This window comes from Aeromonas sp. JL9, assembly GCF_024436075.1.
Taxonomy (GTDB): Bacteria; Pseudomonadota; Gammaproteobacteria; order Enterobacterales; family Aeromonadaceae; genus Aeromonas; species Aeromonas veronii.
In genome coordinates, this window is the sequence record NZ_JANFNV010000045.1 from 1 (window position 1) to 23,311 (window position 23,311).

Sequence of the window (23,311 nt, forward strand, 5' to 3'; positions counted from 1 at the left end):
TACAATGACGGGATACCGCCAGCAAAAGCCGAGGTTCGGCCTAACCAAGTGTCCGGATTTAGTTGACCACTACAGTCTGACACGACAAAACTTCAGAGCATGCTTACAGTTTTGGAAACAATATCCACTAGCCACAGGTGCTACCTTCGAGTACTCGTCAAAGACACTCAACCAGTGACGAGTATCACAATCTGACAAAGGAAGATCTCCTATACGGGGATAGACCCACTTCGCAAATTGCTGGCGATGCTTCTCACTGTTCGACCTTTTCTTCTCGGCGTGATGGCAGAGCCAATACTCGAGTGCATCTTTCACTGTGACAGGTTTGAGCCTTTCATCTTTCCCGATCCGCGTCATCAAGGCGGGATCATTTCCCTCTTCCAGCCAAGCTCGACATTGCGCCGCCTTTTTCCTTGCTTCGGAAAGCGATAGCCCCCCCTCCTGTCCGGTATATGAGCCCAGAGTCAGGTTTTTTGCCTTGCCTAAAATTCGATAGCGGTACACAAAGCTGACTTTGCCGCTATTCCTCCAAAGAACAGAGAGCCCATCCCTATCCGCAACCTTTCTGGGCGTATCATCATCGTGACCACGTAGCATTGCTTTGAGTTTTGAATCTGAGATTGCCATTTTGAACCCACACATGAACCCACACTTGTCTTATATCCCCTAAGATGGCTTTAGACAAGAATGGAAAGTTAAATGATAAAAATCAAACAGATGGTGTTTATTTGCAAACAACATCAAACAGCATTAGACCGGTGGTGCGATAATACGGCATGAACTGATTGCTGGCCGCGAGCCGCGACGGCGGTTCAAGGCAGATGCGAAAGGCGCCAGGTAGCAATACCTGGCGCCTTTCCTTTATGCTCTCCCATCCATTTCACCATGGCGACCCCGATGAACCGCACTCCCCTGCTGCTGATGGTACTGGTCACCCTGCTGGCCGCCGCTGGCTGGCTCTTCTCGAAAGAGGCGATCCGCGAACTCCCCCCTGCCGCCTTTATCGGCAGCCGCTTCCTGCTGGCGGCGCTGCTGTTGCTCCCCTTGGCTTGGTTGCGTGAACCGCCGCCGACTCGCGCCCAACTGGTGCGCGCCGCCGGTTGCGGCACATTGCTCGGTGCCAGCCTGCTGCTGTGGGTCACCGCCATCAGCCAGAGCGATGCGCTGGGCAGCGGCGCCTTTATCATGAGCGTCGCCACCCTGATGGCCCCGCTGGCCGCATGGGGAGCCTTTCGGGCCAAGCCCGGCCGCCACTACTGGCTCACCCTGCCCATCGCCATCGCCGGTTTGCTGCTGCTCTCCAGCAGTACCCACTGGGGCGTGTCGCTCTCGCTGTTCTGGTTTCTGGCGGCGGCCACCACCCTCGGTATCCAGCTTGCCGTCCATCGCCACTTCGCCCAATCCATTGCCCCCACCTGGCTCACCTGCATCCAGCTGGCGATGACCGGTCTGCTCGGCACCCTGCTCTCCCTGCTGACCGAGCAGTGGCCCGAGGCCGGTGTCAGCCACGGCATCTGGGGCTGGTTTGCGGCGAGCGTCTTGATCGCCACCACCCTGCGCTACTGGCTGCTCACTCATGCGTTGAGCAAGATGACCACCGCCCACGCCGCCCTGATGATGCTGCTGGAACCGGTCTGGACCCTGATCCTGAGCACCCTCTTCTATAGCGAACCGCTCGGTGGTGCCAAACTGGCTGGAGCCGGACTGGTGCTCGGCGCCCTGGTGCTCTACCAACTGCCCCTGCTGCTGCGCAGTCGCATGCTGAAACCGGCACGCTAGATGCCCACTGCAAACGCCTCTATGCGGATGAAATAACCAACGAAAAGAGGCCAGCAGTTGCAAGCCCCTTTTGTTGCATTGTCACTGCGAGCTGTTTGGGCCATGTTCTCGGCTCGACCTCATGCTTCTGATCCCCTCTTGAACGTCCCTTGGCGCCCAGTTAGCGGCTTGAAAAAGCGAGCTTGATCCCGAGTCCGACAAACAGAGTGCCTATGCCCCGGTTGAGCCAGCGACCAAGACGCTGTGACAACCGAACCCTGTGGCTGGCATAGACGGTGGTAAAGACCAGCAGGTGACACCAGATGATGCCGCCCAGATTGAAGATGCAGCCAAGCAGGATAAAAGCGAGCGCCTTGTCGGGGGCATCCGGCGCGATGAACTGGGGCACGAAGGCGAGGAAAAAGAGCGCCACCTTGGGATTGAGCACATTGGTCAGCACTCCCTGCCGGTAAATCTGGCCATAGGAGAGGGCAGGCAGGGTGGCCCCTCCCTCCATTGCACCCGTAGCCTGCTGGCGCAGCAGAGAGAACCCCAGATAGATGAGGTAGATGGCGCCAGCCAGCTTGATAAGGGCAAACAACTCGGCCGAGGCGCTGAGCAGGGCAGACAGACCGAGGGCCGCCGCCAGCACATGCACCATGACACCGGTGCCGATGCCCAACGTCGCGACCGAACCGGCACGCCACCCTTGCGAGCCACTGCGCAGCATGACCAGCAGGGAGTCCGGACCCGGCATGATATTGAGCAGCAGCCCCGAGACCATAAACAGAGCAAGATCATGAATACCGAACATCACCCCTCCCCTCGTAAAGCAAAACCAAATAAAAGGGCTCCGCAGAGCCCTCTTTTCTTTCACTCTGCGGCAGCTGACGTATCATCAGCTGTCCCGCCAGCCATCAGGGCCGCAGCGCCTTGTCCGCCCGGGAGATGCCGCAGACGCCGGAGCGCACCACTTCGATGATCTCGTTGGTCTGGGCGGCCGTTTTGATAAAGGCATCCAGCTTCTCGCTGGTACCCACCAGCTGCACCGTGTACTGCTCAGGAGTGACGTCGACGATCTGGCCGCGGAAGATATCTGCCAGCCGTTTCAGCTCGTCACGGGCACCACCGGCGGCGCGCGCCTTGACCAGCGCGATCTCCCGCTCGATATGCTCCCCTTCGCTCAGGTCGCACACCTTAAGCACATCCACCAGCTTGTGCAGCTGCTTCTGGATCTGCTCCAGCACCCGCTCGTCACCCATGGTGACTATGGTCATGCGCGACAGGGTGGGATCCTCGGTGGGCGCCACCGTCAGAGTCTCGATGTTGTAGCCGCGCTGGGAGAAGAGACCCACCACCCGGCTCAGGGCGCCGGATTCGTTCTCCAGCAGTACTGAAATGATGTGTCTCATCAGGTTCTCTCCGTCTTGCTCAGCCACATCTCATCCATGGCACCAAACTTGATCTGCATCGGATAGACGTGCTCATCCGGGTCGACCGAGATATCCATGAACACCAGCCGATCCTTCATGGCGAAGGCCTTCTCCATGGCGCTCTCCAGCTCGGCCGGATCACTGACCGCGATGCCGACATGGCCATAGGCTTCCGCCAGCTTGACGAAGTCCGGCAGGGACTCCATGTAAGAGTGGCTGTGACGACCGCCGTAGAACATCTTCTGCCACTGCTTGACCATGCCCAGCGCACGGTTGTTGATGGAGATGATCTTGATGGGCACCCCGTACTGCATGCAGGTGGAGAGCTCCTGAATGTTCATCTGCACCGAGCCATCACCGGTGACGCAGCAGACCACCGCATCAGGGTTGGCAAACTGGGCCCCCATGGCGGCCGGAATACCAAAGCCCATGGTGCCAAGGCCCCCCGAGTTGATCCACTGGCGCGGTTTGGCAAACGGGTAGTAGAGGGCAGCAAACATCTGGTGCTGGCCGACATCGGAGGCGACGAACGCCTGACCCTGAGTCACTTTGTAAAGGGTCTCGATAACCTGTTGCGGCTTGATCTGGGTAGCCGACTTTTCGTAGGCCAGACAGTGACGGGAGCGCCACTGGTTGATCTGGCTCCACCAGTCCGCCAGCGCCTCCTTGTCGTTATCGAAGCCACACTCGCGGATCACTTCCAGCATCTGCTCCAGCACGGTCTCCACCGAGCCGACGATGGGCACATGAGCCTGCACCGTTTTGGAGATGGAGGTGGGGTCGATATCGATATGAACCACGGTCGCATTGGGGCAGAACTTGGCCACATTGTTGGTGACGCGGTCATCGAAGCGGGCACCGACGGCGAAGATGAGATCCGCGTTGTGCATGGTCTTGTTGGCTTCGAAGGTGCCGTGCATCCCCAACATGCCGATAAATTGCGGATGGACGCCGGAGAAAGCCCCCAGCCCCATCAGGGTGGTGGTCACCGGCAGATTCAGCAGCTCCGCCAGTTTGGTCACCAGATGGTCCGCATTGGCGTTGATGGCGCCACCGCCCACGTACATCACCGGGCGCTGGGCTTCTACCAGCAGCTTGGCTGCCCGCTTGATCTGCCCTTTATGGCCAGACTTGGTCGGATTGTAGGAGCGCAGGGAGACCGTCTCGGGATACTGGTAGGGGAATTTTTCTTTCGGGTTCTGCACATCTTTGGGCAGATCCACCACCACCGGCCCCGGGCGGCCGCTGGCGGCAATGTAGTAGGCCTTCTTGATGGCCTCGGGAATATCGCTCGCCTTCTTGCACAGGAAGCTGTGCTTCACCACCGGGCGGGAGATACCGATCATGTCGGTCTCCTGGAACGCATCCTCACCGATCATGCTGGTCGGCACCTGGCCGGAGAGGATCACCAGCGGAATGGAATCCATATAGGCGGTGGCAATACCGGTAATGCAGTTGGTCGCTCCCGGGCCCGACGTTACCAGCACAGTCCCCACCTTGCCGGTGGAACGGGCGTAACCGTCAGCCATGTGAACCGCGGCTTGCTCGTGCCGCACCAAGACATGCTCCATCTTGCCGTTTTCGAAGAGAGCGTCATAGATGTCGAGCACTGAGCCACCAGGGTAGCCGAAGACGTGCTCAACTCCCTGATCTTCCAGCGCTCTAACCACCATCTGGGCGCCTGATAACATCTCCATGATAAAGCCCTCCAGGCTTTGCTCCGTTTAGCGAATCCCGCCGACGATGCCGTGCTTCCCGGCACGGCCCGATCCGTTTCTTGTTGTTATCTGAATGCAGATCGGTCCAATTCAGCCCCGTCGACAGTAGAAAAAAAGGATTTTTCCGTCATTCACCCGAAAATAGGGTGAAAAACCAACTTAACCCGCTTCATAACGCTTGTCCACGGCTTTATCTGACCAGAACAGTCATACATTTCAACCGGCTATTAACATTCAATGACTTGCCGTAGCGACCATGAGACAAAAGGGAAGGAAGTCGGGGAATGGCCAGCGGATCATTCCGCAGAGGGGAAAAACAGCCACAAAAAAGCCCACCGCTCAGCGGTGGGCTTGATGACGGATGATGATTCAGTTGTCCTGATCCGGCTCCGCCAGCCAGATCTGCTGATCCGGATCGGTCTCTTCACTGACCGAAATGCTGACCCCCATATCGAGCAACTCGTGCAGGGTGAGATTGTCAGCCAGGTTCATGACTTCGCCGTTTTCATTGGTAAAGCGCATTTGCTCCGTCCTCTCCTTGGTGGGATCGCCTTTCAGTCTAGTCAACAACGCTCACTTGCGATAACCAGCAACTGGATAAACAGTCGCCGCCATCCAGCTCGCTCAGGCGATCACTCACCTCCTCCGGAAACAGGGTGCGAGCCCAGAGCCGCCGCGACAGAGAGGCCACGCTCTCGTCGGCTCCCGCCGCCAGCCAGCGGGCCAGCTCCCCCGCTACATCGGGGTAACAGACAGCCCCCGGCGAGGCGCTGTCTAGCCAGGTACGCACCAGATTGGCGTCGAGCACATCCATCAGGGTCGCCAGCCCCATCATCTCGAGCGTCTTGCCATTAGTCAGCTGCTCGAACTGACCGCCGAGGGGTTTGACCAGCAGCTTCTTGCCGAGGGTGAGCGCCTCGGAAGCCAGCTCGAAACCCGCGTTGGAGATGACGCCGCGACAACCGGCCAACACGGCGATAAACCCGTGCCGCGATGGTGGTTCGAAGCGCAGGTTGCGCCATTGGCTGGGGGTGCGAATGGCGGGGTGAAAGCAGACGAAGCGTTGCTGACCAAAGCGCGACAACAGGGCGGCGATCGCCTCGGTCTGCTCGAACGGCAGATAAACCAGGATCTCTCCGTTATCCGGTGCAGCGGCGATAGGGTCGATTACCGGCGGCAGCAAGGGGTGGCCGAAGTGAAACCAGTGCAGCCCGAGCGGCTGATCCACAGGAGCAAAGTGGCGCATCAGCTGGCGGCTGACCCCATCCTCCCCCCAACGTGGGATGGGCCAGTTGAAGCTGGCCTGATGGCTGACGGTGAGGCTCGGCTTGCCATAGCGGCGGGCGGCGTGGGCGGTCAGCGGCTCAAAATCGCTCACCACCAGATCGTATTCGCTGCAATCGAGAGACCGCAGATCCCGCCAGAAGGTGAGCGGCGAGGCGGCTTGCAGGGTACGCCACGGAGAAACTCGCCCCTCGTGACTGACAAAAGTGAGGCCGGGAAAGGCGCGGTAGGCGCCAAACTCCTCCATGTCGAAGTAGCGGTCGGCAGGGCGACCGCTGAAGAGATAATCCACCTCGACCCCTGCCGTGCGCAGCGCCCGCGCCAAAGTGCGACTGCGACTGATATGACCGTTGCCGGTGCCTTGCACCCCAAACAGTATCCTCATGAGTGGCTCCAGCCGAGCGCCAGCACGGCGCAACCGCCACCCAGCAGGGCACCGGCAACCAGATCGCTCAGGTAGTGTACCCCGAGCAGCAACCGGGATGCCCCCACCAGCGCCGCCCAGCCAAACAGCAGGGGCGCCCAGAGCGGAAAGCCGGTGGCCAGTATGGTGGCCATCAGAAAAGCGGCGGCGGTGTGGCCGGAGGGGAGGCTGTAACGATCGGAGGGGGTGATAAAGACCGGCACGCCGACCGGCCGTTGCCGTTTCAGGCTGTTTTTCAGCAGCAGATAGAGGGGCAGTTCGATGGCGAAGGCGAGCAGCGCCAGTCGCACCAGCTCCCGCTCTGCCTCCCCCTGCCACCAGAGCAGGGCGGCCAGCACAGCGTAAAGCGGGCCATCGCCGGTGCGGGAAATGAGACGACTCACCCTCGCCTGCTGCCGGTTGTAGCCGTGAAGCAGGCAGACCCGGCACACCTGCAGGTCCCATTGCTGGATCTTGTTCATATCCCCTCCTTCCCTGAATTCTGCTTGCAGAGTAAGAAAGCTGGATGACGTTACGTTGAACAAGGGATAACAGATTTATGAAAAAAGGGCCGAATGGCCCTTTTTAATCTCGATGTGACGGCAAAATCAGTGGCTGCCGCGCAGACCGGTCTCCATCAGACGGCAGTTGTGGTCCGCCAGACGGGCCATGAAATGCTCATCCACTTTCAGGCCAAACACCTGCTCGTAGAGATCTTTCATCACGAATGGCTGCCACATCATGCTGAGGAAGGAGATCTTCAGCATGTCGGGATCCAGGTTGTCACCCAGCTCACCGTTGGACTTCATGGTTTCCAGCAGGGCATCGAACTGCGGCAGCTGACGTTCCAGCAGGCGGTTCAGCACAAAATCCCGGCCCGGGCTCTTCTCGGTCGACAATGCGCTGGAGATGGCAGAGGTCAGCTCGCTGTTGGGCGCCATCACCTGATAGTAGGTGTTGAGCAGCTCGTTGAGGCTGTGATTGCTGTGTTCATCTTGCCAGGCATGGTCGAGGGGCTCGGCGACATCGCCCAGCACCGCCTTGTAAAGACCCTCTTTACTGCCGAAGTAGTAGTGGATCATTGCCAGATTGGAGCCAGCAAGCTCCGCGATTTCGCGTGTAGTTACCTTGCTATAGGGAGTATTGAGAAAACGCTCACGGGCGGCAGCAAGCAACTTATCACGAATGTCAGAACGTCCGACCGGACGACCAGGTCTACGTTTTTCCATTTAACACCTCAGATAATTCAGCCAATGCTGATAAGTCGATCTGGTTGTGCAGAGAATAGAGCACAGCAGGAATGACCAGATAATCGGTCATGGGCCGAATATGGGACAAGGAAATTTGCAATCCTTTACAATCCGATTAAATACGTCAGCAGATTGCCCCTGACCTTCCGTGTTGACACAGCATAAAAATCTCGATATTGGTAAAAGCGTTATCGACTGGAAGGAATAACAACGTCATGCGTATCGCCACCCCGCTACTACTAATCTCCCTAATCGCGTTAACTCGCGCGGGATCCTTGTAGCCGGGCTAAGGCATAGCCGGAATTTACAAAAACCCGTGCACCCTGCACGGGTTTTTTTATGCCGCCGCAGGATGCACGTTACCGAACTTAGGAAGAGGGAAGTCACATGTCAGATCGGGTCATCATATTCGACACCACCTTGCGTGATGGTGAGCAGGCCCTGGCGGCCAGTTTGACAGTCAAGGAGAAGCTGCAGATCGCCCAGGCACTGGAACGGCTCGGTGTCGACGTCATGGAGGTGGGCTTCCCGGTCTCCTCTCCCGGCGATTTTCACTCGGTGCAGACCATCGCCCGCCACATCAAAAACAGCCGGGTCTGCGCCCTCGCCCGCGCCCTGCCCAAGGATATCGATGCCGCCGGCGAAGCCTTGCGGGTCGCCGAAGCATTTCGAATCCACACCTTTATCTCCACCTCCTCCATCCACGTGGAGAGCAAGCTGAAAAAGAGCTTCGAGGATGTGCTGGAGATGGGGGTCAGCGCCATCAAGCACGCCCTGCGCTACACCGATGATGTGGAGTTCTCCTGCGAGGATGCCGGCCGCACCCCCATCGATAACCTCTGCCGCATGGTGGAGGCCGCCATCAAGGCGGGCGCCCGCACCATCAATATCCCCGATACCGTGGGCTACACGGTACCGACCGAGTTCTCCGGCATCATCCACACCCTGTTCAACCGGGTACCCAACATCGACAAGGCCATCATCTCGGTCCACTGCCATGATGATCTGGGGCTCTCGGTGGCCAACTCCATCGGCGCGGTGCAGATGGGGGCCCGCCAAATCGAGTGCACCATCAACGGCATCGGCGAGCGGGCGGGCAACTGCTCGCTGGAAGAGGTGGCGATGATCCTCAAAACCCGCGCAGACCTGCTCGGGGTGCAAACCAATATCCGCCACAACGAAATTCATCGCACCAGCACACTGGTCAGCCAGCTCTGCAACATGCCGGTGCAGCCCAACAAGGCGATAGTCGGGGCCAACGCCTTCTCCCACAGCTCCGGCATCCATCAGGATGGGGTGCTCAAGGCGAAAAATACCTACGAAATCATCACTCCCGAGAGCATCGGCCTGACCCAGAACAACCTCAACATGACCTCCCGCTCCGGCCGCCACGTCATCAAGCACCGGATGGAGTCCATGGGCTACGCCGAGAGCAGCTACGACCTCGACCACCTCTACGGCAAGTTCCTGACCCTGGCCGACAAGAAGGGGCAGGTGTTCGACTACGACCTCGAAGCGCTGGCCTTCTTCAGCCAGATCCACGAAGAGCCGGAGCACTTCAAACTGGAGTACCTCGGGGTCCAGAGCGGCAGCTCGGTGCTGGCCACCGCCTCGGTCAAATTGAAGGTGGGACAGGATCTGATCTGCGAAGCGGCCACCGGCAATGGCCCGGTGGATGCGGTCTACCAGTGCATCAACCGCATCACCGGCTATGAGATCCGCATCGACAAATATGCCCTCAAGAGCAAGGGCGAAGGGGAAGATGCCCTCGGTCAGGTCGATATCGTCGCCAAGTACAAAGGGCGCAAATTCCACGGCATGGGACTGGCCACCGACATCATCGAATCCTCGGCCCACGCCCTGCTCCATGTGATCAACAGCATCTGGCGCGCCGATCAGGTGGCCGAACAGATGGAACGCAATAACAGCATCAAATCAGAAACCGTCTGAGCAGGACTCGCAGCCACACAGACAGCATGGAATGACAACATCGGGACGGGGAACGTCTGAACCGGTAACCGCGCGCAGCGTCGGGGAAACCGGACAGAGGGATCTCAAAGACAATATCAGGATGGAGAGTGTATGAGCAGTTATCGGATCGCAGTATTGCCGGGTGACGGCATTGGCCCTGAAGTGATGGCCGAGGCCATCAAGGTGCTGGAGAAGGTGCAGGCCAGGTTCGGCCTCGCCTTCGAGTATGATCGCCATGACGTGGGCGGCATCGCCATCGACAACCACGGCACCCCGCTGCCGCAAAGCACGATCAAAGGTTGTGAAGCGGCCGATGCCGTGCTGTTTGGCTCGGTAGGCGGCCCGAAATGGGAACATCTGCCCCCCAACGATCAGCCGGAACGTGGCGCCCTGCTGCCCCTGCGCGCCCACTTCAAGCTGTTCTGCAACCTGCGTCCGGCCCGCATATACACCGGTCTGGAGCAGTTCTCACCCCTGCGCGCCGATATCTCCGATCGCGGTTTTGACATCGCCTGCGTGCGCGAGCTGACCGGCGGCATCTACTTCGGCCAACCCAAGGGGCGTGAGGGAGAAGGCGCGAACGAGAAGGCGTTCGACACCGAGGTGTACCATCGCTTCGAGATTGAGCGCATCGCCAAGATTGCGTTCGAATCGGCTCGCGTGCGCCGTGGCAAGGTCACCTCCATCGACAAGGCCAATGTGCTCGCCTCTTCCATTCTGTGGCGCGAGGTGGTGACGCAAGTCGCCAAGTCCTATCCGGACGTAACCCTCAACCATATGTATATCGACAACGCCACCATGCAGCTCATCAAGGACCCGTCCCAGTTCGACGTGCTGCTCTGCTCCAACCTGTTCGGTGACATCCTCTCCGACGAGTGCGCCATGATCACCGGCTCCATGGGCCTGCTCCCCTCTGCCAGCCTCAACGAATCGGGTTTCGGCCTGTTCGAACCGGCCGGTGGTTCGGCCCCGGATATCGCCGGCAAGGGTATTGCGAATCCCATTGCCCAGATCCTCTCCGCCGCCCTGATGCTGCGCTACAGCCTGGGCCAGGAAGCCGCAGCTCAAGCCATCGAGCAGGCCGTGGCCCAGACCCTGGCCGAGGGTTACTTCACCGCCGACCTGCATCAGGCCAGCGCCCGCCATCCGGTGCAGAGCACGTCCGAGATGGGTAGCCAGATCGCCGCCCGGATCTGAGCCGCATAACAGAGAACAAGGAAGAGAGAAGCAATGGCCAAGACCCTCTATCAGAAAGTATTCGACGCCCACGTGGTACGGGAAGTGGAAGGGGAGACCCCCCTCATCTACATCGACCGCCATCTGGTGCATGAAGTGACCAGCCCGCAGGCATTCGACGGCCTGCGCGCCATGAATCGCCAGCTGCGCCGCCCGGACCTGACCTGGGCCACCATGGATCACAACGTCTCCACCACCACCAAGGACATCGCCGCCTCCGGCGAGATGGCCCGCATCCAGATGGAGACGCTGGCGGACAACTGCAAGGAGTTCGGGGTTCGCCTCTACGATCTCAACCACAAATATCAGGGGATCGTCCATGTGATGGGCCCCGAGCTCGGCATTACCCTGCCCGGCACCACCATCGTCTGCGGCGACTCCCACACCGCCACTCATGGCGCCTTCGGCTCGCTGGCGTTCGGCATCGGCACTTCCGAAGTGGAACATGTGATGGCGACCCAGACCCTGAAACAGGGCCGCGCCAAGACCATGCGCATTTCGGTCAACGGCAAGCTGGCCGAGGGCATCAGTGCCAAGGACGTGGTACTGGCCATTATCGGCAAGGTCGGCCACGCCGGTGGTACCGGCTACGTGGTGGAGTTCGCTGGCGATGCCATTGCGAGCCTCTCCATGGAAGGGCGGATGACGGTGTGCAACATGGCCATCGAGCTGGGCGCCAAGGCGGGGATGATCGCTCCCGACCAGACCACCATCGACTACATTCGTGGCAAGGAGTTTGCCCCTAAGGGCGAGGTACTGGAGCAGGCCATCGCCTACTGGCAGAGCCTCAAGAGCGATGAAGGTGCCCACTTCGATGCCGAAGTGGTGCTGGACGCCGCCGATATCGCCCCGCAGGTCACCTGGGGGACCAACCCGGGCCAGGTGATTGCCGTCAATGAGCCGATTCCGGCACCGGAATCCTTCAGCGATCTGATGGAGCAGCAGTCCGCCCGCAAGGCGCTCGCCTACATGGATTTGCAGCCAGGCCAGAAGCTCTCCGACGTTGCCATCGACAAGGTATTCATCGGTTCATGCACCAACAGCCGCATCGAGGATCTGCGCGCTGCCGCCGCCATCGCTCGCGGTCGCAAGGTAGCCGCTGGCGTGCAGGCGCTGGTGGTGCCGGGCTCCGAGCAGGTGAAGGCGCAGGCCGAAGCCGAGGGGCTGGACAAGATCTTCATCGAGGCCGGCTTTGAGTGGCGCCTGCCCGGCTGCTCCATGTGTCTGGCGATGAACAACGACCGGCTGCAACCGGGGGAGCGCTGCGCCTCCACCAGCAACCGCAACTTCGAAGGGCGTCAGGGCCGCGCAGGCCGCACCCATCTGGTGAGCCCGGCCATGGCCGCCGCGGCCGCCGTCACCGGCCGCTTCGCCGACATTCGCGCACTGTAAGAGGATATTTCGATGACCGGATTCAAACAGCATAAAGGGATCGTCGTCCCCCTCGACAGCGCCAACGTCGACACCGACGCCATTATTCCGAAGCAGTTTTTGCAAAAAGTAAACCGCATCGGTTTTGGCAAGCACCTGTTCCACGACTGGCGCTTCCTCGACTATGCCGGCCAGCAGCCCAACCCCGAGTTTGTACTCAACCAGCCGCAATTCGCCGGTGCCAGCATTCTGCTGGCCCGCGAGAACTTCGGCTGCGGCTCGAGCCGCGAGCACGCCCCATGGGCGCTGGCGGACTACGGCTTCAAGACCATCATTGCCCCGAGCTTTGCCGATATTTTCTACGGCAACGCTATCAACAACGGCATGGTGCCGGTGCGTCTGAAGGAGGAGGAGGTCGACGCCCTGTTCCAGCTGGTCGCCGCCCAGCCGGGCATCCAGATCGAAGTGGATCTGGAAGCGAATCAGGTACGTGCAGGTAGCCTCAGCTTCGGTTTCGAGATCGACGAATTCCGCCGTTATTGCCTGCTCAACGGCTTGGATGCCATCGGCCTGACCCTGCAGCACGAGGCCGCCATCAGCGCCTTTGAGGCAAAGCAGCCGAGCTGGATTTAATCAGCCAGTTGCAAAAAACGAGTAGAATCAACAGGGAGCTTCGGCTCCCTGTTTTACTGTCCACTACGCTTCCCAATTTGGGCCACAGGAACTGGCCCGTGCCACAGGAAAGGATGATGAAGAGACCGACGGCAATTCCTCTGCTCTGTGCCCTGCTGCTTGCCCTGCCTGCTGGGGCCAGCCAAACCAGCTTCAACAACAGCCTCGGCCAGATCAGCGTCGGCTGGCAGGATAGCGAAGGCAAACCCCAACAGCTCACCTACCGGCTCGAACAGGGCAAGTTGCCGCCCCTTATCGCCTATCGCCCGGCGAGAATGCAGGAGGAGGTGTTGCAGGTGTTGCTGCGGGAGGTGCGCCAGAACTACCCCGAGGTGCAGTTCACCCTCGCTCGCCCCTCGCTGGAGCTGCATCTGAAAAGCCGCAATCAGGACAAGGCGCGCGAGGCGATGGCCTTTCTGCAGTCCAAGCGGAGCAAAGAGGAGCAGGCGTGGCTGACCAAACACTACTTCCAGTATTTCAACACCCCGGACGGGCAGCTGGCGGTGAAGCAGGATCATGTGCGCATCGCGCTGGAAAGTCGCAGCGGGCTGGCTCCGCTGGCGGATCAACTCAAGCAGCAGGGCAGCACCGAAACGGAAGCGCGCCAGAAAACCGTCGCCCATATGCTCACCTTTATCCAGAGCATCCCCTATCAGCAGCTCGATAGCCTGAACGGCAGGCAGGGCAAGGGATTTCTATCTCCCCGTCAGGTGCTGGAGCAGAACCGGGGTGATTGCGACAGCAAGGTAACCCTGATGGCCGCCATGCTGGCCCAGCTCTTTCCCGAGCTGAAACAGGCTATGGTGTTCGTCCCCGGCCATGCCCTGCTGGCCGTTGACCTGCCCGCCAAACCGGGGGATGTGACCCTCAACTGGCAGGGGCAGAACTACCTGTTGCTCGAACCTACCGGTCCAGCCACCTTGCCTGCGGGCCAAATAGCATCGACCAGCAAAACGCTGGTCGATAGCAAGCAGTTGAGTGTGCAGCCGGTTCAGGAGAAAGGTTAATCCCCTCCCTCTGCCGATGAAGAGAGAGGATTAACCCTGAGGCAGAAACTCTACCGCCAGCAGCAACCCGCTCTCCTCCTCCAGCACCCGGATAATGCGGGCATGTGCTTCAAAGGGAGGCAACAGGTTGTTGTTGGTGGCAAGACTGATCCGGATGGGCTGATTGATGTCGAGCTGGTGTTCAGAGACCGCAATCCCCATGCCGTTGGCACTGAGATCCCGGCAGATCCCCTCCAGCACCAGCTGCTGCTGATAGACGGTGACCGGAGCATTGATGACCATGCGCGCAAAGGCACGCCTTTCCTTGGTATTGGTAAGCACGCGAACATCCTCTGTTGGGTGGGCGTCATCTCATGGGTATTGCACAATTGTGCTGGTCTACCCAAAAGAACGTTAATACAATGCGGTTCGTTTCTCAAACGGGGTGCGGTTTACCGCTGAGATTATACCCGTGTACCTGATCCAGATAATGCTGGCGGAGGAATTTGAGGCATGGCGCTCATTTTTTGCGCCCTCACCCGCTGGCACCTCGTTATTAACAAGTAATAGGGAGTGCCACCCATGAAGACCCTGCTGCTGGTCACCACCGGCCTGCTGTCGGCCAATGTGTTCGCCGCCGACACCCTTACCGTCTACACCTACAGCTCTTTCACTGCCGAGTGGGGTCCGGGGCCCAAGATCAAACAGGCCTTCGAGAAAGCGTGCGACTGCACCCTCAATCTGGTTCCCCTCGAAGATGGGGTAGCCATCCTCAACCGGCTGCGGCTGGAGGGCAACCACAGCAAGGCCGATCTGGTGCTGGGGCTCGACGATGCCCTCATCAGCGAAGCCAAGCAGAGCGGCCTGTTCGTCCCCCATCCCGCCAAGCTCGAAAGCATCAAGGTGCCGGGCGGCTGGCAGGATGACACCTTCGTCCCCTACGACTACGGCTACTTCGCCTTTGTCTATGACAAGGACAAACTCAAGCAACCGCCCAAGAGCCTGAAAGAGCTGGTGGAGCGGCCCGATCTCAAGGTGATCTATCAGGATCCCCGTACCTCCACCCCGGGGCAGGGGCTGATGCTGTGGATGAAGTCTGTCTACGGCGACAAGGCGCCTGCCGCCTGGACCGAGCTTGCCAAAAAGACGGTCACCGTCACCAAGGGGTGGTCAGAGGCCTATGGCATGTTCCTCGATGGTGAAGCGGACATGGTGCTCTCCTACACCACCTCTCCGGCCTATCACCTGATTGCCGAGAACAAGCCCCAGTATCAGGCTGCCGCCTTCGAAGAGGGTCACTACCGTCAGGTAGAAGTGGCTGCCAAGCTGAAGAGCGCCAAACAGGAGAAGCTGGCTGACCAGTTCCTGCAGTTTCTGGTGAGCCCCGCCTTCCAGCAGGAAATCCCAACCGGAAACTGGATGTATCCGGTTATCGACACGCCGCTGCCCAAGGGTTTCGAGCAGATGATCACCGTAGCCAAGCCGCTCGCCTTCAGCAGCGATGAGGTGGCCGCCAATCGCAAAGGGTGGATCCGCGAGTGGCTGCAAGCCGTCACCCAGTGAGCCGTTCTCTGAAACCACAGGCTCGTCCTCTCTGGTGGCTGCCGGGCAGTGCAGCCACCCTGTTGATCCTGCTGTTATCCCTCGGGCCGCTCGCGGCCCTGCTGTGGCAGGCCGGTTCGCTGGCACCCCGCACCCTGCTCGCAGATCCTTACCTGCGTCATGTGCTGGGCTTCAGTCTGGGGCAGGCACTGCTCTCCACCCTGCTCAGTCTCGGGCTGGCCATTCCGGTGGCCCGCGCACTGGCGCGGCGCCGCTTCATTGGCCGAACCCTGCTGATCAAGTTGTTTGGTCTCTCGCTAGTGCTGCCGGTCATCATCGCCATCTTCGGCATAGTAGCGGTACACGGCAAACAGGGGTGGCTGCCGCAACTGTTGCGCTCACTGGGGCTGGATCCCGGCAACTATCTCTACGGCCTGTTCGGTATCCTGCTGGCCCACGTCTTCTTCAATATGCCGCTGGCGGCACGCCTGATGTTGCAGAGCATAGAGAGCATCCCCGAATCGAGCTGGCGCCTCGCCAGCCAGCTCGGCATGCGCTCATCCCACATCTTTCGGCTGCTGGAGTGGCCGCTTATTCGCGGCATATTGCCGGGGCTGGCTAGTCTCATCTTTATGCTCTGCTTCACCAGCTTCACCACAGTGCTGGCGCTGGGCGGCGGCCCGAAATCCACCACGCTGGAGGTGGCCGTCTATCAGGCGCTGCGCTTTGACTTCGATCTCGCCACCGCAGGCGGACTGGCGCTGGTGCAGCTAATCCTGACCGCCGCCCTGCTCGCCCTGCAACACAAGCTGCAGAGCACCCCGGCCAGTCGGGTGACACCCCGTCGCCCCTGCCTGCGGCCGGACCGTCATCAGCCGGGCACGACCGTGGTGGATCTCCTCTCGCTCGGCATCGGGTTCGCCATTTTTCTGCCGCCGCTGCTGGCCATCGTCGTCGCCGGCCTCCACCCCGGTCTGCTGACGGCGCTCACCTCCAGCAAGCTATGGCAGGCGAGCGGCCAGTCGCTGCTGATTGCGCTGGCGGCGGGCACCCTGGCGACCCTGCTTGGCAGCGGCCTGCTACTCACCAGCCGTCACCTCAAGGTACGTACCCGCCAGCGGCGAGCTGCCGCCCTGTGGGAGGCCAGCGGCTCGGTGATCCTGATGATCCCGGCCGTGGTGCTCTCCACCGGTCTCTTCATCCTGTTTATGCCGTTCGCCGATGTGTTCGCCCTCGGCCCCTGGCTGGTGGTGCTGGTCAACGCCCTGATGGCGCTGCCCTATGTGCTGCGCACCCTCTCAGCCCCCATGCAGTTGGTGGTACGCCAATACGATCGGCTGGCGGATAGCCTGGGGGTACGTGGCCTGCATCGCCTGCGACTGGTGGAGTGGCCGCTGCTGCGCCGCCCGCTGGCACTAGCGATGGCGCTGTCGATGATCCTCTCGCTGGGGGATCTCGGCGCCATCGCCATGTTTGGCAGTCAGGAGCTCACCACCCTGCCCTGGCTGCTCTACCAGCAGCTTGGCAGCTACCGGCTGACCGAAGCGGCCGCCACCGCCCTGCTGCTGCTGACGCTCTGTTTCTCCCTGTTCTGGCTGGTGGAGCGGGGTCTTGGAGGAAAACATGCTGAACATTGATACGCTGGTGACCAGCTACCCCGACTGGCGCGTCAGCTTCAGCGCGACCCTGCCCAAGGGGGAGATCACCGCGCTGATTGGCCCAAGCGGCGCGGGCAAGTCGACCCTGCTCGGGATGATCGCCGGCTTCGTGCCGGTGGAATCAGGCCGCCTCAGTTTCGATGGTGAAGACCTGCTGCCACTGGGCCCCGCCGAGCGACCGGTCACCACCCTGTTTCAGGATCACAACCTGTTCCTCCATCTGTCGGTGTTCGACAATATCGCCATCGGCTTGCACCCGGGCCTGCGCCTGAGTGCCGCCCAACGGGCACAGGTGATCGATGCAGCCGGGCGGGTTGGCCTTGGTGAGATGTTAGACCGCCAGCCTGAACAGCTCTCCGGCGGCCAGCAGCAGCGGGTCGGGCTGGCTCGCGCGTTGGTGCGCGGCAAACCGCTGCTGCTGCTGGATGAGCCCTTCTCGGCCCTCGATCCCGCCCTGCGCCGGGAGATGCTGGCGGAAGTGGCGAGGCTAGCCTGCGAACAGGGCATTACCGTACTGATGGTCTCCCACAATCCGGAAGATGCTCAGCTGATTGCCGATCAGGTGCTGTTTGTCGACGAGGGCCGCATCGCCCTGCAAGGCAAGCCGGATATTCTGCAAAATAGCGACCACCCGGGGCTGCTGCGCTATCTGGGTCAATAGCCCTTGGCACAAGACTGCGCCGGGATCAAAAAGGGAGGACGATTGGCCTCCCTTTGTATCTGGAAATATCCAGTTTAATCAGAGGTTTTCCTCGGCGAACGAAGCCAGTCGGCTGCGCACCACGCCATTGAGGAAGATGTTGGCACTGCCGTCGAAATCCTTGAAACGCTCGACGATGTAGGTGAGCCCCGAAGTCACCGGGCTCAGGTAGTTGGAGTCGATCTGGGCCAGGTTACCGGAGCAGACGATCTTGGTGCCCTCGCCGCAGCGGGTGATGATGGTCTTGATCTGGGATGCGGTCAGGTTCTGGCACTCATCCAGCAGCACGAAGGTGTTCTGGATGCTGCGCCCGCGCATGAAGTTGACCGATTTGAACTGGATGTTGGCCTTCTCCATGATGTAGCTGAGCGAGCCGCTCATGTTCTCGTCCTGCTTGTGCAGCACCTCCAGGGTGTCAGTCACCGCCGCCAGCCAGGGCATCATCTTCTCCTCCTCGGTGCCGGGCAGGAAGCCGATGCTTTCGGCAATTTCCGGGGTATTCCGGGTGACGATCACCTTCTCGTAAATGCCCTTCTCAATCACCAACTCCAGCGCAGCAGCCATGGCCAACAAGGTTTTGCCGCAACCCGCCGGGCCGGTCAGGATCACCAGATCGATGTGCGGATCGAGCAGTGCATCCAAAGCCATCCCCTGATAGACATTCTTGGGATGGACACCCCACGCCTTGCGGGACATCAGCCGCTCGCGGCCCAGATCCTTGATGCGGATCTTGTTGCCATCGTGGCTGAGAACCCGGGCGGCGAAGAAATTCTCCTCATCCACCAGATACTGGTTTACGTGAACCCCTTCCAACAGATTGGCATCGATCACATGGATGGTGTCGCGGCCATGGGTCTCGCTCTCGCACTCGCCAACCCGCTCCCAAAAGCTGCCGGGCACCACCTGAAAGCCCTTGGCCAGCAGGCGGATATCATCGATCAGCTGGTCGCTGCGGTAATCTTCAACGTGAGCAAGCCCGGCCCCCTTGGCCTTGAGGCGCATGTTGATGTCTTTGGTGACCAGCACCACCTGACGCTTCAACTCATGCTTTTGCAGATAGAGGGCCGCATTGATGATGCGGTTGTCAGCCTCCTTGTCGGTAAAGACCTCGGCATCCTGCGGCAGATGGTGATCGCTGAAAATGCAGATATTGCCGCTCGCTTCGCCAGCCAGCGGAACGCCCTGGGTGATCTGATCCGGGGTTGCATCGCGGAACACATCTTCCAGCGCACGAATGGCCACCCGCGCATCGCGGCTGACATCCTTGTTGCGATCCTTGATGTTATCGAGCTCTTCCAGCACCGTCATGGGGATGAGCACGTCGTGCTCTTTGAAGGAGTAGATAGCGAGGGGTTCGTGAAGCAGAACGTTGGTATCCAGGATAAACAGCTTTCGGTCCGTATTGTCCATAAGCATCCTCCTTGGCACTGAAGGGCCACGTGTGTGAATCTCAGATGTCATTGAAACCACACGGCCGTGACAGTTTTATTACCCTCAACGCTACGCCCGATTTTACTATCGCGCAACAAATCACTTGGCCGCCTGATTTGATTGAGCATAAAAACAGCAACAAAAAGACCGGCGCTATGGCCGGTCTTTTTTCTATCGTTCAACTACTTGGTCATGTCTGTCAGCCGCACTTGGAGTCGCCACAGTTGAGGCAGGTCATGCAGCCATCCTTCAGCACCAGCGCCTTGGTGTGGCACTTGTAGCAGAGCGCGGCATTGGCCGGGAAACCACTGCCCGCCTGTTGCTCTTCGGTCTCCTGAGCGGCTTTCAGCTCAGCCTGTTTCTCGGCCAGGAACGCCTGCTGATGCTCGTCCAGCCCCGGTGCCTTGAGCATGCCGATCTCGGTGAGATGGCTCTCGATCACGTTGCCAATTTCGGCGATCAGCGATGGAACGTACTTGCCCTTGTTCCAGTATCCGCCCTTGGGATCAAACACCGAGCGCAGCTCCTCCACCAGGAAAGTGACATCCCCACCCTTGCGGAATACGGCGGAGATAATGCGGGTCAGCGCCACGATCCACTGGTAGTGTTCCAAGCTCTTTGAGTTGATGAAGATCTCGAACGGACGGCGGGTTTCGTGCACCGTGCCCTCGTTGAGAATGATGTCGTTGATGGTGATGAACAGCGAGTGCTCGGAGACATGTTCCGGCGTCTTCAGCTTGTAGGTGGTGCCCATCAGTCGCTCCGGACGCAACACGGTTTCGTGCATGTGCACCACGTCATCCTGCGGGGCCAGCTCTTCTTGCGGCTCATCCTTGGTACGCACCTTGTAGGCGACGATTTTCTTGTCGATCTTCTTGACCATAATGTCGTTCTCAGAATTTACCGTAATAGCCTTCTTTCAAGGCGTCGTAGAGGTTGGCGGCAGTGTGCAGCTCGCCATCGTATTCGATCTCTTCGTTCCCCTTGACGGAGATGACGGAGCCATCCTCCAGGGTGAAATCGTACAGGGTGTTCTCCAGATCCTTCTCCTTCACCAGCACGCCCTGGAAGGCCTCCGGATTGAAGCGGAAGGTGGTGCAGCCCTTGAGGCCGGAGTCCGAGGCATACATGTAGATGCCCTTGAACTGCTCGAACGGGAAATCAGTCGGCACGTTGGCAGTCTTGGAGATGGAGGAGTCGATCCAGCGCTGGGCCGCCGCCTGAATGTCCACATGTTGCGCCGGGGTGATGTCATCAGCAGTAATGAAGTAGTCCGGCAGACGACTCGCCTCATCATCGGCATAGGGCATGGCGGATGGATTCACCAGCTCGCGATAGGCCAGCAGCTCGAAGGAGTAGACATCCACGCTCTCCTTGCTCTTCTTGCCCGGCTTGATGACGTTGCGGCTGTAGTGGTGAGCAAAGCTCGGCTCGATGCCGTTGCTGGCGTTGTTGGCCAGTGACAGCGAGATGGTGCCGGTAGGCGCAATACTGCTGTGGTGAGTGAAACGCCCACCCACTTCGGCCAGCTCGGCGACCAGCGCAGGATCCACTTCGGCAACCTGCTGCATATAGCGGCTATAACGCGCATGCAGCACCTTGCCCTTCACCTTGTCACCCACCTTGATGCCATCAGCCGCCATTTCCGGGCGCAGACGCAGCATCTTGCCAGTCACTTCAAACTCCTGCTCCATGATGGGGGCAGAGCCTTTCTCCTTGGCCAGACGCAGGGACTCCTGCCAGCCGGTCATCGCCAGCTCCTGGGATACCTGCTCGGTAAAAGCGACGGACGCGGCAGAACCGTACTTGATCTGCAGCATGGTCAGGGTCGAACCAAGCCCCAGGAAACCCATGCCGTGACGGCGCTTGGCTGTAATCTCCTCGCGCTGCTTGGCAAGCGGCAGCTGGTTGATCTCCACAACGTTGTCGAGCATGCGGGTGAAGATTGCCACCACCTTGCGAAACGCCTGCCAATCGAACGCCGCGTTTTCAGTAAACGGGTCGCGCACAAACTTGGTCAGATTGACCGAACCCAGCAGACAGGCACCGTAAGGCGGTAACGGCTGCTCGCCACAGGGGTTGGTCGCGCGGATCTCTTCACAGAACCAGTTGTTGTTCATCTGGTTGACCTTGTCGATCAGGATGAAACCGGGCTCTGCATAGTCATAGGTGGAGGTCATGATGACATTCCACAGCTTGCGGGCTGGCAGGGTCTTGTAGACCTTGCAGGCGACCTGCCCCAACTCGTTAAAGACAACCCCCTCCTTGTTGGGCCAGTCGGCCCAGAGCACCTGAGCGGAATCGTCCAGCGCAATACCATCCTGCTCCACCTCTTTGGCAGTGTAGGGGAAGATCAGCGACCAGGGGGCATCCTCTTTCACCGCCTTGACGAAATCTTCGGTGATGAGCAGAGAGAGGTTGAACTGACGCAGGCGGCCATCTTCGCGCTTGGCCTGAATAAACTCGATCACATCGGGATGGCGGATATCCATGGTGCCCATCTGGGCGCCGCGACGGCCACCGGCTGACGAGACGGTGAAACACATCTTGTCATAGATATCCATAAAGGAGAGCGGGCCGGAGGTGTAGGCACCGGCACCGGAGACAAATGCACCGCGCGGGCGCAGGGTCGAGAAGTCATAGCCGATGCCGCAACCAGCTTTCAGGGTCAGGCCAGCCTCGTGCACCTTGCCAAGGATATCGTCCATCGAATCTTCGATGGTGCCGGAAACAGTACAGTTGATGGTTGAAGTGGCAGGCTTGTGCTCAAACGCCCCGGCGTTGGAGGTGATGCGGCCCGCCGGAATGGCCCCATTGCGCAGCGCCCACAGGAACGGCTCATACCAGGCCTCCGGTTCCAGCTCCTGCTCTGCCAACGCACGGGCTACCCGCTGGTAAGTCTCATCGATAGAGCTGTCGATGGGTGTGCCATCCTTGCTCTTGAGGCGATACTTGCTATCCCAGATCTCGAGGGACGTTTCCTGCATGGGGATAAGGCGGGAGCCAAGCTCACTCTCCAGCACCGGGTTCGATTTAGCCATTTTCAATCAACCTTATGTGAATGCATCAACATCATGACAACAGCAGAAAACACAACTAATGGTGCCATCTAAAATTAATGACACAACATATAGTACACCTGATGCCATGAGGGCGCCGATTCTAACCTAAAAAAATGCCCCGGCCAGCAGATTTCTGGGCCGAGGCACTTAACTGATTAATTTACTGAGAGATTTAACACTCAGAGATAGATCAGGGCTTCTTGACGTAAACCGTCGGTGTTTCACCCGCCATATTCAGATAGAACTCGTAGACGCCATCGGCATCCGGTGAGAACTTCATGTCCTCATACTTGGAGCAGGGGTTGACCGGCACCGCCTCACCACCCAACACGGCAACACCATCACTCGGGCTCTTGTAACCAAAGTTGGTCCCGCAGCTCCAACCTGAATCAGCAAACTTGAACTTGTAGGGGGCCCACTCTTTCTTGAGGGTGCCTTTGGCCATATAGAGCTTGTCGGCCACCTTGACTACCTTGCTTTCATCAGTCGCCATCCAGTCGTTCATCTCCCCGCGCAGGTAGATGGACTTGCCACCGAAGTCGCTGTTGTCTGCCGCTGCCTGCTCTGCACCACCATTGGATGCGCAACCGCCTAATACCAGGGTTCCCGCCGCCAGCATCATCGTTACTGTTCTTTTGAACATGGGTCTATTCCTTAAATTATTGTGATTCCTTGGTCCATCCATGTGGACTGAAGAATTAAACCAGAGCAGGCATCACAAGAAAGGTAGAGGCATCACATTCTGTGCTTTTTATATCCATGTAGTGGTCTAATCATCCCGGACACCATTTTAGGTGGTACAGTCGCCACCATGACCTGAGGTGTTCAATGACAAG

At 59.5% G+C, this 23,311-nt stretch carries 22 protein-coding genes and 1 riboswitch; of the genes, 9 read left to right on the forward strand and 13 right to left on the reverse strand.

All coding sequences use genetic code 11. The features are described 5' to 3' along the window. Positions 1–69 precede the first annotated feature (69 nt). The gene (locus NOM06_RS19805; protein ID WP_255912888.1) at positions 70–627 is read right to left on the reverse strand and encodes an Arm DNA-binding domain-containing protein; all 558 of its coding nucleotides are present in this window, start codon (positions 625–627) and stop codon (positions 70–72) included. 270 nt (positions 628–897) lie between these two features. Between NOM06_RS19805 and NOM06_RS19810 the strand changes: the two genes are divergently transcribed. Continuing rightward, complete coding sequence (locus NOM06_RS19810; protein ID WP_040064998.1) at positions 898–1,779, forward strand: DMT family transporter; 882 nt, start codon at positions 898–900, stop codon at positions 1,777–1,779. Positions 1,780–1,939: 160 nt separating this feature from the next. On the opposite strand, the gene NOM06_RS19815 is transcribed toward NOM06_RS19810, so the two are convergent. From NOM06_RS19815 to NOM06_RS19845, 7 genes are all read right to left on the reverse strand, one after another. Further along, on the reverse strand, positions 1,940–2,572 hold the full coding sequence (locus tag NOM06_RS19815; RefSeq protein WP_255912890.1) for a LysE family translocator: 633 nt from the start codon (positions 2,570–2,572) through the stop codon (positions 1,940–1,942). A 103-nt stretch (positions 2,573–2,675) separates the two neighbouring features. Then, positions 2,676–3,170, reverse strand: coding sequence for an acetolactate synthase small subunit (gene ilvN, locus NOM06_RS19820; RefSeq protein WP_005311605.1), 495 nt, complete (start codon positions 3,168–3,170; stop codon positions 2,676–2,678). Further along, on the reverse strand, positions 3,170–4,888 hold the full coding sequence (locus tag NOM06_RS19825) for an acetolactate synthase 3 large subunit (RefSeq protein ID WP_005339146.1): 1,719 nt from the start codon (positions 4,886–4,888) through the stop codon (positions 3,170–3,172). Before NOM06_RS19825 ends, ilvN begins: the two co-directional genes overlap by 1 nt. Positions 4,889–5,278: 390 nt before the next feature. After that, positions 5,279–5,431 (reverse strand): hypothetical protein, encoded by a 153-nt coding sequence (locus NOM06_RS19830; protein ID WP_005341188.1) that lies wholly within the window; start codon positions 5,429–5,431, stop codon positions 5,279–5,281. Between the two features lie 37 nt (positions 5,432–5,468). After that, the gene (locus NOM06_RS19835) at positions 5,469–6,578 is read right to left on the reverse strand and encodes an MJ1255/VC2487 family glycosyltransferase (RefSeq protein ID WP_005349173.1); all 1,110 of its coding nucleotides are present in this window, start codon (positions 6,576–6,578) and stop codon (positions 5,469–5,471) included. Continuing rightward, positions 6,575–7,078, reverse strand: coding sequence for a phosphatase PAP2 family protein (locus tag NOM06_RS19840; RefSeq protein ID WP_255912891.1), 504 nt, complete (start codon positions 7,076–7,078; stop codon positions 6,575–6,577). The genes NOM06_RS19835 and NOM06_RS19840 overlap by 4 nt, the downstream gene beginning before the upstream one ends. A 126-nt stretch (positions 7,079–7,204) precedes the next feature. Next, positions 7,205–7,825, reverse strand: coding sequence for a TetR/AcrR family transcriptional regulator (locus NOM06_RS19845; RefSeq protein ID WP_005349170.1), 621 nt, complete (start codon positions 7,823–7,825; stop codon positions 7,205–7,207). Positions 7,826–8,233: 408 nt separating this feature from the next. Here NOM06_RS19845 and leuA point away from each other — a divergent pair, with 408 nt between their 5' ends. From leuA to NOM06_RS19870, 5 genes are all read left to right on the forward strand, one after another. After that, complete coding sequence (gene leuA / locus NOM06_RS19850) at positions 8,234–9,796, forward strand: 2-isopropylmalate synthase (protein ID WP_255912892.1); 1,563 nt, start codon at positions 8,234–8,236, stop codon at positions 9,794–9,796. A gap of 132 nt (positions 9,797–9,928) precedes the next feature. Further along, positions 9,929–11,014 carry a 3-isopropylmalate dehydrogenase gene (gene leuB, locus NOM06_RS19855; RefSeq protein WP_255912893.1) on the forward strand — a complete coding sequence of 362 codons (1,086 nt, stop codon included), beginning with the start codon at positions 9,929–9,931 and terminating at the stop codon, positions 11,012–11,014. Between the two features lie 33 nt (positions 11,015–11,047). After that, positions 11,048–12,445 carry a 3-isopropylmalate dehydratase large subunit gene (gene leuC / locus NOM06_RS19860; RefSeq protein ID WP_042080524.1) on the forward strand — a complete coding sequence of 466 codons (1,398 nt, stop codon included), beginning with the start codon at positions 11,048–11,050 and terminating at the stop codon, positions 12,443–12,445. Between the two features lie 12 nt (positions 12,446–12,457). Continuing rightward, on the forward strand, positions 12,458–13,057 hold the full coding sequence (gene leuD / locus NOM06_RS19865) for a 3-isopropylmalate dehydratase small subunit (RefSeq protein ID WP_255912894.1): 600 nt from the start codon (positions 12,458–12,460) through the stop codon (positions 13,055–13,057). A gap of 116 nt (positions 13,058–13,173) precedes the next feature. After that, a complete protein-coding gene (locus tag NOM06_RS19870; protein ID WP_005339158.1) occupies positions 13,174–14,103 on the forward strand; it encodes a hypothetical protein in 930 nt (309 codons plus the stop codon). Positions 14,104–14,133: 30 nt separating this feature from the next. On the opposite strand, the gene NOM06_RS19875 is transcribed toward NOM06_RS19870, so the two are convergent. Continuing rightward, entirely contained in the window at positions 14,134–14,424 is a 291-nt protein-coding gene (locus NOM06_RS19875; RefSeq protein WP_005339160.1) for a PilZ domain-containing protein, read from the reverse strand. Between the two features lie 89 nt (positions 14,425–14,513). Beyond that, positions 14,514–14,604, forward strand: a riboswitch (TPP riboswitch). A 60-nt stretch (positions 14,605–14,664) separates the two neighbouring features. Here NOM06_RS19875 and thiB point away from each other — a divergent pair. From thiB to thiQ, 3 genes are read left to right on the forward strand one after another with little or no spacing between them, the layout of a single operon-like run. Beyond that, positions 14,665–15,645, forward strand: a complete 981-nt coding sequence (gene thiB / locus NOM06_RS19880; protein ID WP_255912895.1) for a thiamine ABC transporter substrate binding subunit — start codon at positions 14,665–14,667, stop codon at positions 15,643–15,645. Beyond that, a complete protein-coding gene (thiP, locus tag NOM06_RS19885; protein WP_255912896.1) occupies positions 15,642–17,261 on the forward strand; it encodes a thiamine/thiamine pyrophosphate ABC transporter permease in 1,620 nt (539 codons plus the stop codon). The genes thiB and thiP overlap by 4 nt, the downstream gene beginning before the upstream one ends. Continuing rightward, the gene (gene thiQ / locus NOM06_RS19890) at positions 17,248–17,943 is read left to right on the forward strand and encodes a thiamine ABC transporter ATP-binding protein (protein WP_236321135.1); all 696 of its coding nucleotides are present in this window, start codon (positions 17,248–17,250) and stop codon (positions 17,941–17,943) included. The genes thiP and thiQ overlap by 14 nt, the downstream gene beginning before the upstream one ends. A gap of 78 nt (positions 17,944–18,021) precedes the next feature. On the opposite strand, the gene NOM06_RS19895 is transcribed toward thiQ, so the two are convergent. The 4 genes from NOM06_RS19895 to NOM06_RS19910 all read right to left on the reverse strand — a co-directional run bounded on the left by NOM06_RS19895 (position 18,022) and on the right by NOM06_RS19910 (position 23,118). Further along, positions 18,022–19,392 carry a PhoH family protein gene (locus NOM06_RS19895; RefSeq protein WP_005358170.1) on the reverse strand — a complete coding sequence of 457 codons (1,371 nt, stop codon included), beginning with the start codon at positions 19,390–19,392 and terminating at the stop codon, positions 18,022–18,024. 220 nt (positions 19,393–19,612) lie between these two features. After that, entirely contained in the window at positions 19,613–20,296 is a 684-nt protein-coding gene (locus tag NOM06_RS19900; protein WP_185227762.1) for an NrdJb, read from the reverse strand. Between the two features lie 10 nt (positions 20,297–20,306). Beyond that, the gene (locus NOM06_RS19905; RefSeq protein ID WP_255912897.1) at positions 20,307–22,454 is read right to left on the reverse strand and encodes an adenosylcobalamin-dependent ribonucleoside-diphosphate reductase; all 2,148 of its coding nucleotides are present in this window, start codon (positions 22,452–22,454) and stop codon (positions 20,307–20,309) included. A gap of 211 nt (positions 22,455–22,665) precedes the next feature. Continuing rightward, positions 22,666–23,118, reverse strand: a complete 453-nt coding sequence (locus NOM06_RS19910; RefSeq protein WP_123173750.1) for a pullulanase — start codon at positions 23,116–23,118, stop codon at positions 22,666–22,668. Positions 23,119–23,311: the final 193 nt, after the last annotated feature.

Excerpts from the sequence above, each read along its gene's own strand:
- NOM06_RS19905 (WP_255912897.1), bottom strand. The coding sequence starts at position 22,454 with ATGGCTAAATCGAACCCGGTGCTGGAGAGTGAGCTTGGCTCCCGCCTT.
- NOM06_RS19805 (WP_255912888.1), bottom strand. The coding sequence starts at position 627 with ATGGCAATCTCAGATTCAAAACTCAAAGCAATGCTACGTGGTCACGAT.
- leuA (WP_255912892.1), top strand. The coding sequence starts at position 8,234 with ATGTCAGATCGGGTCATCATATTCGACACCACCTTGCGTGATGGTGAG.
- ilvN (WP_005311605.1), bottom strand. The coding sequence starts at position 3,170 with ATGAGACACATCATTTCAGTACTGCTGGAGAACGAATCCGGCGCCCTG.
- leuB (WP_255912893.1), top strand. The coding sequence starts at position 9,929 with ATGAGCAGTTATCGGATCGCAGTATTGCCGGGTGACGGCATTGGCCCT.
- NOM06_RS19825 (WP_005339146.1), bottom strand. The coding sequence starts at position 4,888 with ATGGAGATGTTATCAGGCGCCCAGATGGTGGTTAGAGCGCTGGAAGAT.
- NOM06_RS19815 (WP_255912890.1), bottom strand. The coding sequence starts at position 2,572 with ATGTTCGGTATTCATGATCTTGCTCTGTTTATGGTCTCGGGGCTGCTG.
- NOM06_RS19845 (WP_005349170.1), bottom strand. The coding sequence starts at position 7,825 with ATGGAAAAACGTAGACCTGGTCGTCCGGTCGGACGTTCTGACATTCGT.
- NOM06_RS19870 (WP_005339158.1), top strand. The coding sequence starts at position 13,174 with ATGAAGAGACCGACGGCAATTCCTCTGCTCTGTGCCCTGCTGCTTGCC.
- NOM06_RS19900 (WP_185227762.1), bottom strand. The coding sequence starts at position 20,296 with ATGGTCAAGAAGATCGACAAGAAAATCGTCGCCTACAAGGTGCGTACC.
- thiB (WP_255912895.1), top strand. The coding sequence starts at position 14,665 with ATGAAGACCCTGCTGCTGGTCACCACCGGCCTGCTGTCGGCCAATGTG.
- NOM06_RS19830 (WP_005341188.1), bottom strand. The coding sequence starts at position 5,431 with ATGCGCTTTACCAATGAAAACGGCGAAGTCATGAACCTGGCTGACAAT.
- NOM06_RS19810 (WP_040064998.1), top strand. The coding sequence starts at position 898 with ATGAACCGCACTCCCCTGCTGCTGATGGTACTGGTCACCCTGCTGGCC.
- NOM06_RS19910 (WP_123173750.1), bottom strand. The coding sequence starts at position 23,118 with ATGTTCAAAAGAACAGTAACGATGATGCTGGCGGCGGGAACCCTGGTA.
- leuC (WP_042080524.1), top strand. The coding sequence starts at position 11,048 with ATGGCCAAGACCCTCTATCAGAAAGTATTCGACGCCCACGTGGTACGG.
- leuD (WP_255912894.1), top strand. The coding sequence starts at position 12,458 with ATGACCGGATTCAAACAGCATAAAGGGATCGTCGTCCCCCTCGACAGC.
- NOM06_RS19840 (WP_255912891.1), bottom strand. The coding sequence starts at position 7,078 with ATGAACAAGATCCAGCAATGGGACCTGCAGGTGTGCCGGGTCTGCCTG.
- NOM06_RS19895 (WP_005358170.1), bottom strand. The coding sequence starts at position 19,392 with ATGGACAATACGGACCGAAAGCTGTTTATCCTGGATACCAACGTTCTG.
- NOM06_RS19835 (WP_005349173.1), bottom strand. The coding sequence starts at position 6,578 with ATGAGGATACTGTTTGGGGTGCAAGGCACCGGCAACGGTCATATCAGT.
- thiQ (WP_236321135.1), top strand. The coding sequence starts at position 17,248 with ATGCTGAACATTGATACGCTGGTGACCAGCTACCCCGACTGGCGCGTC.